The 13,575-nt window shown below is 49.6% G+C and carries 10 protein-coding genes; 2 read left to right on the top strand and 8 right to left on the bottom strand.

The annotated features are described in order from the left end of the window. Positions 1-459 precede the first annotated feature (459 nt). Both AB4P96_RS10135 and AB4P96_RS10130 read right to left on the bottom strand, forming a co-directional pair. Positions 460-1,632, bottom strand: coding sequence for a hypothetical protein (locus AB4P96_RS10135; RefSeq protein ID WP_176991415.1), 1,173 nt, complete (start codon positions 1,630-1,632; stop codon positions 460-462). Between the two features lie 9 nt (positions 1,633-1,641). Then, positions 1,642-3,078, bottom strand: coding sequence for an MBOAT family O-acyltransferase (locus tag AB4P96_RS10130; protein WP_395600735.1), 1,437 nt, complete (start codon positions 3,076-3,078; stop codon positions 1,642-1,644). Positions 3,079-4,727: 1,649 nt separating this feature from the next. Here AB4P96_RS10130 and AB4P96_RS10125 point away from each other — a divergent pair. Beyond that, the gene (locus tag AB4P96_RS10125; protein ID WP_017134830.1) at positions 4,728-5,726 is read left to right on the top strand and encodes a glycosyltransferase family 2 protein; all 999 of its coding nucleotides are present in this window, start codon (positions 4,728-4,730) and stop codon (positions 5,724-5,726) included. Next, a complete protein-coding gene (locus AB4P96_RS10120; RefSeq protein ID WP_017134829.1) occupies positions 5,723-6,061 on the top strand; it encodes an EamA family transporter in 339 nt (112 codons plus the stop codon). The genes AB4P96_RS10125 and AB4P96_RS10120 overlap by 4 nt, the downstream gene beginning before the upstream one ends. Positions 6,062-6,067: 6 nt before the next feature. Here AB4P96_RS10120 and cysC read toward each other — a convergent pair whose 3' ends face one another. From cysC to AB4P96_RS10090, 6 genes are all read right to left on the bottom strand, one after another. After that, complete coding sequence (cysC, locus tag AB4P96_RS10115; RefSeq protein WP_017134828.1) at positions 6,068-6,661, bottom strand: adenylyl-sulfate kinase; 594 nt, start codon at positions 6,659-6,661, stop codon at positions 6,068-6,070. Positions 6,662-6,681: 20 nt separating this feature from the next. Then, positions 6,682-8,061 carry an ABC transporter ATP-binding protein gene (locus AB4P96_RS10110; RefSeq protein WP_017134827.1) on the bottom strand — a complete coding sequence of 460 codons (1,380 nt, stop codon included), beginning with the start codon at positions 8,059-8,061 and terminating at the stop codon, positions 6,682-6,684. After that, positions 8,051-8,890, bottom strand: a complete 840-nt coding sequence (locus AB4P96_RS10105) for an ABC transporter permease (RefSeq protein WP_017134826.1) — start codon at positions 8,888-8,890, stop codon at positions 8,051-8,053. Before AB4P96_RS10105 ends, AB4P96_RS10110 begins: the two co-directional genes overlap by 11 nt. A 295-nt stretch (positions 8,891-9,185) precedes the next feature. Further along, complete coding sequence (locus AB4P96_RS10100) at positions 9,186-10,631, bottom strand: hypothetical protein (protein ID WP_017134825.1); 1,446 nt, start codon at positions 10,629-10,631, stop codon at positions 9,186-9,188. A gap of 29 nt (positions 10,632-10,660) precedes the next feature. Next, positions 10,661-11,929 (bottom strand): hypothetical protein, encoded by a 1,269-nt coding sequence (locus AB4P96_RS10095; protein ID WP_026013508.1) that lies wholly within the window; start codon positions 11,927-11,929, stop codon positions 10,661-10,663. Next, positions 11,926-13,575 carry a glycosyltransferase gene (locus tag AB4P96_RS10090; RefSeq protein WP_176991418.1) on the bottom strand — a complete coding sequence of 550 codons (1,650 nt, stop codon included), beginning with the start codon at positions 13,573-13,575 and terminating at the stop codon, positions 11,926-11,928. The genes AB4P96_RS10095 and AB4P96_RS10090 overlap by 4 nt, the downstream gene beginning before the upstream one ends.

The following is a 13,575-nucleotide window of genomic DNA, read 5'->3' as shown; positions in this document are numbered from 1 at the left end:
AACCCGATACAAAACCTGCATCGATAAAGCCTGAACCACCGGTTACTAAAATAATCATTAAGTCACATCTTTTTCTGTAGGGTTGCAAGAACGGGCCCGAGGTTCCTCTGTCCACATCGGCCAGCCGCCCCCCAGCCTTCGTCGTGTAAAACATCTCGACGAGTAACGCACAAGTCACCCGATTGAAAACCATCGTGTGGCTGCATGCAACCATCTGAACGAGCAGGGTTGGCAAGCGCGGGATGTGACGGGTGCGCAAGGAACCCGCTCGACGCCGGATACCCGCCTCTTCTCAGCACCACCAAAATAGCGACGGTCGCTGACAGAGGGAACTCGTACAGTAACTTTGTCACCTGCAGCTTATTTTAGTTGCAGTTAGTGTCCAGATAGTACCCGCCGCCAGGCACTACCTCAACGATCGCTATTCGGGGGGAGATCAACGGGGTTGAACACGCTCTCTCAAGGCTCGCTTAAAGAAGGGATCATCCCCATCGAGTGCCGAGTTCCCGTTTCGATAACGACAATTGCAACGGCATCGGGATTGAACTGTTCAATGAGATCCGTTCGAAAAAAACCATCTTGCACGTGAGCCATCACGATCGTATCAAAATGCTTTTTCAGGAGTGGCAGCAACTCAGTTGAAAATGAATCTCTCAGGAGCAGCAGGGTTTTTCCAGTCTTGGCCTCGGTGTGAAGAACCTGCGGTGCAACCCAGCTATGGTTATCGCTTAAAAAAGTGGTTTTTTCGGGTGGATGGGTCTGCATACCCGCAAATGACACACGATCGTGCGGGACAAAATCTGATATCCCCAACATCAACGACAAATCTCTCGGAGTACCCGCCTTCGTAACCGGAACCGGGGTAAAGGCGGCCATCGGCAAAGGCTGCAGGTCGGCGAAATCTTTAGACATCCTTGTCATTAACTGCTGATAAGCAATATAGGCACCCAATCCTGTCCAATGCGTGTCGAACTCATCATAAAGTTTTTGATTTTGGCGCTCCAAGAAAATAGCTTCCCGCGGGTCGATAATTTGGTCGAAGCCTGCTTTTCTTGAAGCGTTGATGATCTCATCGATTTCGGTAGTCACGCGAACTTCAGGCATCCATTTGGGTCGATTTTCGGGATAAATATCCTCCTTGACCGGGGCCACCATGAAGTAAAACTTCGTATCTCTTTTCTTCAGATAATCTACCCGCTGCCTGAACCCACTCACCCAAGCATCAACACTCGGTTTGTCCAAAATAAGGCTACCCGACATCAGAGACAGATGACTACCGTCGTCATAAAAAAGCCAACCATTCTGCCCCACAATGATGCGTTTCGAGCCTGAGTAACCCACCGTGTATCGGACAAAATTCAGCCGCGTAATCATCTGGGTGCGAAGTGGAAACTGGTCAATCACAAACGCATCCAGTTTCGCCGGTAACGCCGCCCATTCAGGAACACTTTTCGGAAAAGGAGGGAGGCTCGCCAGCACCCTGTTTTCCGCCATTTCGGGTTCCTTAACTTTGAATAAAGGAAACACATGAACGACGGTCATTATCAGAATCACGCCAACAATCAAGAACCACCAATGGTACGTAAGCTTGGTCTCTGTTGGCAGTTCGACACTTTCGGAAACATGGCTCATATGCACGCCTTAGAATCGGAAATAAAGAAATGGGTTAAGCGTACTGCTGGCAAGCAAGAACATGCAGCATCCCCACCCAACTAGCAGAAAATAGGCTGGCAGTGCATGAACGTCCGCCGCATCTCTACCGTGCATGCCAGGCTCCGTAGAACCATTGACTTTGGTTAACCTAAGCTGTGTTCCTAACCAAGGAATAACAGGAAATGAAAGGATGGCTCCGGCGATGAGGGCCAAGACTGTTTCAGGCGTCATCCAGACCATCATGGGCTGCCATACTTGTACGGCACCTCCGAATCCCACCAGCGCCTTGATGATGATCCAAGCCTGGTCAAAACTATCGGCTCTGAAGTACACCCACCCCACCATGACTACAGCCAAAGTGTACGCCCGAGCCAGTAGAGCGGGAGCCGCTTCGAGTATGCCTTTTAAGAACACCCTCTCCAGCACGACAAACAAGCCGTGAAACATGCCCCAAAATATGAAAGTCCACGCCGCACCATGCCAAAGGCCTGTGACAAAAAAAACTATCAGCAGGTTTCGAACCGTTGAAATCTCTCCTCCACGGCTGCCCCCCAACGGAATATAGACATAGTCCCTAAACCAAAAAGATAGGGACATATGCCAGCGACGCCAAAATTCGGTTATAGACTTCGAAGAGTAAGGATAGTCAAAATTTTTGGGAAACCTGAACCCCAACATAAAGGCAAGGCCAATGGCCATATTGGAGTAGCCACAGAAATCAAAGTAGATTTGCAATGTGTAGGCCAGCGTGCCAATCCAAGCGACTGCTAAGGTAACGCCCGATGGATCGAGCCCAAATAAATGGTCCGCGGCCGGTGCAACCGAGTTTGCGATCATTACCTTTTGGCACAGCCCGACGATAAAGTACTGAACACCCAGACCAAACTTCTCCACCCCTACCGTTCGATGACGCAACTCTCCTTCGATATCGGTGTATCTAACAATCGGACCCGCAACCAAATGTGGAAACATCATCACATAGGTGGAAAGGCGAACAATACTGGTCTCCGGGCGAATCGTCCGCCTGTACACCTCTACAAGGTAAGACACTAACTGAAAAATAAAGAATGAAATACCCAGTGGTAAATGCATACCAATATGAGTGGATTCAACACCGATTACCCCGGATACAATATCAACAACGAACTGGCTATACTTGAAAACACCGAGAACCAATAAATCCACAACAACAAACACAGCCAGCGCTAATTTTCGATTTCGCCCAACCGCTGCCCCTATTACTTTCCCCGCACTAAAGTTTACCGCCAACAACGCGACCAGCAGTAATAAATAGAGTCCCTCTCCCCACACATAAAATATGGCGCTTGCCGTCAGCAATACCGCATTCTTGATGCCCGTCAAATAATACAGGCACAAAAAAACAGGCAAGAAGTAAAAAATGAACACGACCGAACTGAATACCATTTCTCATTCTTCCATAGCGATTTTTTCGCGGCAATCTACCACAAAACCAGAACAACTCAACTCATTCTGAATATATTGGTCGCAAAGGGGTGTTCCTGCGCTAAAAACGCAGCCATCCGCCAGTTCAATTTGGCCAGACTGGGCATCTGTCTCTTACGCAAGGGAATTACCGACCGCTGCGTCCAAGCTCATTTGAACACTCCAATGGAATGTATGGGCCGCAAAAAAGTGCCAGGCTCTCCAATCATAAGCACCTTGCGCCATACGTGACTCGTCATGTCGAGAGCTGCCATTTGGCCGTCAGACGTTCGCTTTTAGTGCACTACGTGGACTCGAAATAAAAAATAGCACACCACTTGAAGCCAGGGCGTCGACATTTAAGAAAAGCTGAACCGAATCAAAATACCTGGAGGGCTCAGCCTAGTCAATTATAACTCAACCCTAGCTATATGACGCCTCGTCACGGTAGTCGCACACAACAAAACGATGCTGCCATCTGCTTAGAACCAGAATTCCACCCGAAGACTGAGCTCACCTGCTACCTAAGGGATCGTCAAAATGGAGTTTAAAATATGCGTGGATTAGGGTTGATACTTTTATACATCATAACCGAATATAATCTAATCCCGACATGCGACAACAACATAAAAACAATGGAAAAATAGACGTATAGAAAATCAGAGTAGACACGTATACATGCCTACAGGATTAATAAATTTTGCATATAGAAACAGCTTTGACTACGGCGCACTTAACGATCACAGAAACATGAAAAGGATTCCCTGAAAAACATCAAAACCCCTAAAGTTGATACCCCCTAACCTTAAGAGAGCGCCTAAACTCCATCATGCTGGATAGCCTTTCCAATTCATCAACAATGAGCTTTAAGTTTCCCAAGCGATCAAGCTTGAGCTAATTGAGCGGGCGGTTACGCTACATTTAAAAAACAATAAGCTCTGCCTTCCAACCGCCAAAAATGTGTGTCTAGCGGAACAACTCAGAAGCTAAAGATTGCCAAGAAGACCATTCACTGCATTGGTAAACAAATGTGATTTTGGATGGCGGAACGTATCATCCTGTTGACGTCTTTCCAGACTCGCGATGCCTTAATTAACGACCATCTCGTCTCAAAATGACCTGGTTCCCGCTTTGGAAAAGGCCGCCACCCCAATCCGGACCTGCTGCATACCACTGTCGCTGAATTACTTACCAAGAGGTTCGCGACCTCCAGTACTGGACTGGTATTCAGGCCCCCGCGAACCGTTGGTACCGTACACCACTGGTCAAAAGTCAACCGTCACGGGCCCCCTTGAGCAACTGGTTCACGCGTCCGGGAGCGACAAGGAGCTTATAAAATGCCCGAACGACCTTTCACCTCCTCACAAGTTCAAACACGCTACCCGTTTCGGCGCTAGTTTTACACCTTCATGAGCAGGGTCTTGATGAGGGCTATCAACGCCAGCCCGTAAACATAGGGCTCCCGCACATTTGTTGCTTGCATGACGTTAAAGTCAACAATATTAATGTTGTCAACCGAGGATATTACGGTGAGGCAGGAAAGAATTTTAATGCAGATCCCTGTTCTTCATTACACTTGAATATGTTAGGCTCCCTTACAATTTTTTTTGCATGAGAGATGGAGCACTCGCGTGTCTGATCAAGCTACGACAATAGCGGTTCTGATTCCCAGCTATAAAGTGAAGAATCACATATTAGACGTAATTCGGCTGATCGGGCCGGAAGTTTCTAAAATCTACGTAGTTGACGATTGCTGCCCGGATGGATCGGGAGATTTCGTTATTGAACACTGTACCGACGAACGCGTAGTAGTATTGCGCAACCCCGTCAACCTGGGCGTCGGCGGAGCGGTGATGACTGGCTACAAGGCCGCCATCGCGGATGGAATCGATATCATCGTGAAGATCGACGGTGATGGACAGATGGACCCCAGCCTGATCAGTGACTTTGTCTCTCCCATCATCGCCGGCAACGCTGACTACACCAAAGGCAATCGCTTTTTCAATTTGGAAAAGATATCCGAAATGCCAAAAATTCGGCTGTTCGGTAATGCTGTCCTGTCATTTATGACGAAATTGTCTTCGGGCTATTGGGAGCTATTCGACCCGACCAACGGCTATACAGCAATTCACAGTGAAATAGCCAAACACCTACCCCTTAACAAGATAAGCCAGCGTTACTTCTTTGAAACTGACATGCTTTTTCGCCTCAACACATTGGGCGGCGTTGTCATTGACATCCCTATGGATGCCAAGTATGAAGATGAAGTCAGCAATCTGAAAATCTCCAAAGTAATTGGAGAGTTTCTCGTCAAACATATCCGAAACTTCGGCAAACGCATTTTTTACAATTATTACCTTCGCGGCATGTCGCTGGCATCGATTGAGCTTCCGCTAGGCATAATACTGTTAGTCGCGGGGTCAACCTTCGGCATTAGCCATTGGATCGAGTCTATGCAATCCAATGTATCGACACCAGCCGGCACTGTGATGCTATCCGCTTTACCTGTCATTGTCGGAATTCAATTTTTACTGGCATTCATCGGCCATGACATTTCATCCTCCCCGCGCCAAGCTTTCCACGTGTTACGCAAAAAACATATCCTGCCTAACAAGGACCACTCAGCATGATTTACCTGATAGCGTTTGCTTGTGTTGTCGGAATTGCCATCGGGCAAATTCTATTTAAGCTTAGCGCTGCGGCCTTGCATCAAAGTGGTAGCTGGTTTGATACCAAAACACTGATTACATTATTTTCAGCTTTCGCACTGTATGGCATCACTACAATTGCCTGGATATGGGTACTGCAGAAGATTGAATTAGGCAAAGCCTACCCATTGATGGCACTTGCATTCGTGCTAGTACCGATTGGAAGTCACTTCATATTGGGAGAGCGCTTCCAACCACAATACTTCGCCGGGGTTGCCATTATCATTTTGGGTATCGTTGTTATCGTAAAGTCTTGAAATCTTCTACGCTAACTCCCGCTCATCAAGATATGCCAATACCCTTGAGACCAGCGTCGACACGTCGTGCTCCAACGTATTAAGGTGAATATCGGGGGCACGTGGGGCTTCGTAAACAGAGTCGATGCCGGTGAATTTTTTGATCAACCCCTTACGGGCTTTCACGTAAAGCCCCTTTGGGTCCCGCCGCTCACACTCAGAAAGTGGTGCATCAATAAAAATCTCAATAAATGCATCAGCGCCGATGACCTCGCGCGCGAGCGTTCGATCTCGCTCGAACGGAGAGATGAATGAGGTGATCACAATAAGACCGGCATCAACGAATAATCGCGATACCTCTGCTACACGCCGGATATTCTCCTCACGATCGGCATCGCTGAACGCCAGATCTCGACACAACCCAAGGCGAACATTGTCGCCATCGATCAAAAAGGTGTGGTGACCCCGCTCAACCAACGCCACTTCAATGGCGTTGGCGACGGTAGTTTTCCCCGCACCGCTAAGCCCGGTCAACCATAATACGAGTGGCTTTTGACCTTTGATCTTGGCTCTCGTGTCGGAACTGACGCTGGAGACCTGAAATACCAAATTATTGCCCATCACTCAAAATCCAATGAGAGTTATTTATTCGAGTGTCGAATACTTTCGCCACTGGAGATTAATACATCGGGAACACATTTAAAATCTATAACCCCGGTCGCTAATTGCTCGGTAACCGGTAACACTCGGAATAAACAGGCATCCAATAGCCGATGCAGGTAGGTCTCTCCCTCCTTGATAGCACCCAACACCCCGGCATTCACGAAATACGTACCTGGATTCAAGTTACACTCAAATGCGAACTCAACTTGGATCACAGTTCCGGCTGATACATAACTGATGGCATCTTGAGGATTTAGAGCGGTCGCAGCACCACCCAGTTCGACGCCGGCTAACGTTTTGATCATCATGCCAAAGCGCACACCCGTCGCAGCGACTGCAAACTCAACTTTGTAGGTGTAACGATAGGTACGCCCGCGCTTCAAACAATTAACAGGCTCGCCGGCAAGATCGACGATCCTCGGTAAATGAATGACCGCACCATGGGACTCATAGGCGAATTCACTTTTGGAAATCAGATGAGGGTCATAGAACTCTTCCACCTCATCAACATGACTCTTCGATGCCGACGACTGTGCCGGCTCAGACATTGAGTTCAATGTCAATAGCGCTACATCGCCTTCACTGCTGACCGCTGCACGGATACTCTCAATTTTTTCGCTAGGCGCATAAAGCAGTTTTTGATATTTTCCGATAACGCTTTTAGGCGTACCTTCCGTGAGCTTATCGCCATTATCCAAAAGAATGGCGCGATCACACAGCTCAACAATCGCGCTGCCCGAATGTGATACAAACAGGATTGTTGCACCGTTGGCTTTGATCGCCTCGATTCGTGCAAAACATTTGCGTTGAAATAGCTCATCCCCTACCGACAATGCTTCATCGACGATAAGAATTTGAGGGTCGACGTTAATTGCCACAGCGAACGCAAGGCGAACCATCATCCCACTTGAATACGTCTTGACCGGCTGATCAATAAAGTTGCCGATCTCAGCGAACGCTTCTATTTCAGAAAATCGTGCATCGGTTTCCTCTCGTGACAGCCCGAGCACAGCAGCATTCATATAGACGTTTTCACGCCCACTAAAGTCTGGATTAAAGCCGGACCCCAACTCTAGCAATGCCGCAACTCGCCCAGACGTTTGAACATCCCCTGAGGTTGGCGTTAACGTACCACAGATGATTTGCAACAACGTGGACTTGCCGCTACCGTTGCGCCCGATAATACCCACGGTCTCACCTTTGCGGACCGCAAAGGAGACGTCACGCAGCGCCCAAAACTCTCTAAAGTATTGTTTGCGTCGACCATTAAACATTTGTAAAAACCGGTCGCGAGGATTGTCGTAAATGTGAAAGCATTTACTGACGCCGCTTACTTTTATCGCAATATCAGAGCACATCGGAGAACCCTTTTCGCATTTTCTGGAACCATACAAATCCTGCCCAGAATACGACTAACGCAATGAGTAAGTACTGGAAAAGCCCCATAAAGTCTGGCGCCTTGCCCCAAATTAAGACATCTCGGGCTTGCTCAATGATAAACGTCAAAGGGTTTGCCATGATGAGTGGTTGGAATTCCAGCGGCAAGTTCTTTACTGGGAAAAACACCGGCGCCAAAAACATCATCATGGTTGTAATAATGGTCACCGTTTGCCCTACGTCCCGAAGGAAAACGCCAAGCGATGCGAGAAACCATGCCAATCCCAGTGCAAGAACCAATAGCGGAAAAAGCACCAACGGAAGGTACAACATATGCCAATCGGGCATATCAATAAGAATGGAGTACGCGAACAGCCAAACAGTCAAGCTGACCAACGCGTGAAATAGCGCAGCGCAGGCTGCGACGACGGGCAAAATCTCGAGGGGGAAAACCACTTTTTTCACATAGTTGACATTTCCCACGATCAAGCCCGGGGCACGGTTAAGAATCTCCGCAAAAAGACCGTAGACAATCATGCCGATAAAAAGCACGACAGCAAACATCGCTTTGCTTTCTTCTACCCCATTTTCTGCCATTCCCCAACGAGAGCGGAATACCACGGAAAATACAAAAGTGTAGACAGCGAGCATCAGTAAAGGGTTGAGAAAAGACCACCCTAATCCGAGAAACGACCCTTTGTAACGACCTATCACTTCACGTTTGGTCATTTGGCCAATTAACTGGCGATTCACCCACAGACTACGCAGCAACGCCCATATCGATATGGGTTGGGGAGCATGCGGGTTCATAGCTTGACTCCTGGATTCACTGTTACAGCACGTTGAATATAAATAATGATAACCGCTCTCCTAATACCCGACTCACCTGCTTCCGAGTAGAAAGTGGATAGGCAGTCGTAGTGTCACAATGTGTAAAATACTAAAGGCCATCCCAGAAACCGCCAAGGGGCTCCTCTAAATAGAAGGAGCCACTGAAGCGAAGGCTTTCAGTCATACATTCGCGTGTGACCGTTAAAAGCCCGAATCATCCACAACGCACCTAATAATGAGCCTGACACTGGACAACATCCTGCAACCTCACCCTTTACGCTTGCCGCTTCTCTTCGACACCGAGTAATAGTACCAAGCCTAATACCATGATTAAGGGTATTGCCCCAAACAGGTACCTGAAATCCGAAGCAATACTGGTCGGTAGGAACGAGCCATACATCAAGATCGTAGCGAGTGCAATACTTGCGCCTATCGCCTTTACAGCACCGGGTAAGGTCTTGCGCCCACCAACGACAGCAATAACAACTAGTAACCCCATCCAGAAAAAATGTCGATAGATTGGCCAATTGAAAAAATAGGCGGCCATGTCATAGACTTTCTGAGCACGCTGCGTTGTACCTTGTTTAATGCTAACCGCTGCGAAGTAGTCAGGGCGACCCTCAACCCCAACGAAGACCGGCAACGTACCATTAAGCCCACGCATTCCTAGCAAAGTTGCAAAGGTAGTTGCTCGATGCTCCAGATAAGCGCCTGGGTTTTGTTTAACCATCGCCCACCAGGCCTGTCGTAGAGTTTCGGGTGGAATGGCCGCCAACCAGTCGTGCACAACCGGGTTCAGATCAAGGAAATCAATTCTGCTTGGATCATAGGCAGCCTTGATCGCAGTAAACTGCTCTTCAGTAATCGGGAAAACAAAATCACCAGGGGAGCGTTTTGAATCACTGATGATCCCCGCCAAGTCAAACTGCATGATACCGCGGAAGCCAACAGAGCTCGCGCGATCATCGGCGCCCTTGATCGTGGAGTTGACCTGGTGCTGAATACCCCAGACAACGCCCACGAACAACACGACAATCACTGCAGCCGCCAGGAGCTTTCTACTGGGTTTGAAAGAGTAATAAGCGAGGATTGGCGACAGCAAAAGTACCGGCGCCATGAATACCCCTTGCTGACGAGCCTGATAGCCAGCGCCAAGCAGGACGATGGACAAACCGATGCAAGAGTAACGACGTAGCGATGACCCCACGGTGGCGGCAATCGCACAGGCGCATGCGGCGGTTAATAAAGATGCAAACAACACATCCTTCCATACGATCCCTGCGTAAATGAAAATGATCGGGTTCATTATCAACAGGAATGCAAGGACCACTCGCCATGTAGCAATTTCATCAAAGCCACACGCTGCGCGTATTTGCAACATCGTCAATGCGACAGCGGCAAAGGCACCGTAAAGCAGCACCGCATTGATCAGCACGAACATGGCGGTTGAGAGTTCCCCCCCTCCGAGCCAATGGAGCAAAGCCGACATGAACGGCGGACTCCAACTCACGGACTGCCCTGTATAGGCCTCGTACAGTTGTATGCTGGAGTCCATCGACATTTGCCCTGGCGCATGTATAGCAATCGCTGCACAGGCAAGCAGCGCGGTGAGCAAAATGATAAGGCGGCTCACGTGGCCAGCCCTGATAGCGCCCAATGCATTTGCCCTCTTGTTTTGAAGCGTACCTTCCCGCTGCTGATTAACATCCGTTAACGGCATCACATCTAATCCTTTTCAAGCAATCGGGGTCATCGCGAAATACGTTTGACGATACCGGGAACACCTTCTGTACGCAGCACTTCCCACGCACGTTTAGCCAACTTCACACCGTGACTTGGATCGTCTAGCGCCTGGCCTAAATGTTCACGGACGCGACTGGAACTGAATACGGCCGGCACTCCACCCGCTTGATATCCTGGAGTCAGCGCAGACGTGACCCGCAACGTCTCAGCGGCCGACGTCTTGGCGTCGAAAAACGCAGGGAACTCAACACGTCCCTGGGACTCCCACCAAGCCAGATAGCCACCGCCTTCGGTTGCAAAAGGATCCGGAAACGCTTGTTGCAAGTCCAGACGCTCCCGATAAATGAGGCGTGCGGCCTTTGGAATAGGGGTACCGTCCGCAAAACGCGAGAATGCCCAAGGCACTTGGCTCAAAGGGTCTTTGCCAAGATCAGCAATAGTCTCTGTGTACCATTTGATCAACGCATGCGCGGTCGGCTGGTCAGCGGCATTTTTCCAAGCCATGGTCTTATGCGCACCGCTGTCAAAACCAGTGAAGTGATAGAAGCCAAGAGGCTGGCCGTCCACCAACACTTTATCTGGCAATTCACCGGTAATCTGGCGAGTTGTAATGTTCCACGGTGCCACGTTCAGGCGCGACGTGCGAAGGATGCATACGCCTTCAAAGAACGCCGGCACGAGATCAATCCAGCGCTGATCGGTGAACAACCCGTTGTGAATCTCGGCACGACAGAAGTAGTAAAGGCGATCCGACCACCAGCGAGCAAACTGCTTACCAATTTCCGTAGGGGCTACCGCGAGGAAGCCCAGATTATAAATACCGTGCTTCAGGCTCGATATTTCGTTATCCATGATCGCAGCCAAGTTAGGCTCTGGAGTCACTTGATGAGGCGTCAGCGCGATATTTGAATGCTGGATAGCTTCCAGCACGTCATTAAGTGGTGAAAACAGCACGGTGTCAGGGTCGAGGTAGATCACCCCTGCACAGTCAGGACGATCAAGCAGGTGAGCAAGAAGGAACGGCTTGATGGCCGTCGACAGCTCTACGATGGTATGGCAAAACGCCCAACCATTTGCATCCGGAATATCGAGGCTGCTGATGGGATGAATTTCATCAAACGGCTCTGCGGACAGGTCTAAACCGGCGGGCACTTCATCCGATAACGCCAAATGCACGACCCAGTCAGGATGGTATTTTTTAATCGATTCGACCAATGCCCGTACTTTTGGAATGTAATTACAGGCCGCGCTGGTATAAACATGTATTTTTTTCAAGAGATGACCTTAAGACTTAAAGGGTGAAGAGAACGATCGAAAGCCAAGATATCCTCGAGCAAGCCCGGCCCATCTTGTCGTTTTGCGATGTAACCGGTGTCGAGACTGCGCACCAAATCGGCTTGAGCTCCCAGGTCGAGACATATCAATGGAAGTTTCATCGAGAGGATTTCATGCGCAACAAAGGAAAATGTTTCAGGGCAAATTGAAGGCAGGAACGCAATGCTGATGCCATGTTTTTCTACAATCTTTGGCAAATCGTCTTGTGCATAGGGACCTGTTTCCTTCACCACATCCGCAGGACAAGGCGCATCAACGTTTCCAATTACGACAATTCGAACTGGCGCGTCCGCTTGACGAATAGCTTCGGCCAACCCCTCCAATACACCTGCCCCTTTGTGATGGGAAATCGCGCCAATGACGCCAATCGTCAGGTACTTTTGCGGCTGTTTTGGGAGGCTAACTTCGCGCAGCGGCTCCACATAATGCGGAGAAAGCTTGGCACGGGCTCCCAGGCCCGGATAAGCGCGCTCAAGTAGCGTTCGAGATGAAGTTGAAAAACAACGGATCTCGTCAGCTGCACGCAGCAATTCACCCCACATCTCACGCCAGCGTTCAATTGAACGTTCGCCCGCCAGAGAGACAAATCCATCAGGATGATTACTCAGGCACTCATTACAACGCGATACTGAAGGTATGCCGCAGTACTGCCCCTTATCATCCAGAAGGAAATGCGACGGGCAGACAAGAAAGTATTCATGTATCGCCACCACCAGGTTAGTCTTGGTTCGCTGTTTCAACGCCAGCATGAACGCCCTGACGCTTTGGGGCTGTGGAAAAGAGACAGCGCAGTTAAAAAACACTTCCTTAAGATTTGCACGCACTAACAGTTCGGCCAGGCTGTCCAAATTCGCGAGTTTGCACGAATAAGACCCGCTACGATCCCGAATTTCTACGAACGTCTGCATTGAGGACACGCGAAAGCTGAGCAAGATGACGGTATCACCTGCCGCCCTCCAATCAGCAGCCACCCGTTCGCGGAAAAGATTGGCGCCGCCGCCCATCGAATGATCAATCAATAAACGGCATGGGCGGTTCTTCAAACGGGCAGCAAGAGCGACCTCGTCCTGACTCAGCAGCGCTGGATTGCGCCCGCGATAACGCAGGCACTTCCTGATCAGCGTTTTAAAATTCCCACGGCGCAAATAAGCCCAGGCTCGCTTGGCAAGATATATGTTTTCCGCGACTTCAGTGTTGGGTGTAGCGTCAGGCGCCGACAGAACCAGTTCGTGGCGACCGACGGCGCCAGCCGCCATTTCAAACACCAGCTCGACCTTTACAGGATCCTCGGCGCCCCAACCGGCAATCACCATAAAACCTGAGTTGGCCGCGCGATCGTTATTCGGAAACGCTGCAGCGACGTCTTCGCGCGCTCTGCCCAACGACACCGCAACGCGCTCCACACGCCCATCCGCAAACCCCATGCAAAGGTGCGCCTGAAAAATCGTATGCTCATGGTCAAGCGCCCACCCGAAGCCGAACAGACCATAGGGGTGGCGAACGAAATGATCCATTTGGCAGATTAGGGTTGTCGAGCGTACCTCAGGTTGCTTGAGACGCTGAAGGTTGGGATCAACTACATCCAT

The sequence above is a fragment of the Pseudomonas sp. B19125 genome, from assembly GCF_044218855.1.
Classification (GTDB): Bacteria; Pseudomonadota; Gammaproteobacteria; order Pseudomonadales; family Pseudomonadaceae; genus Aquipseudomonas; species Aquipseudomonas edaphica.
This window is presented reverse-complemented; position numbering and strand designations above follow the sequence as displayed.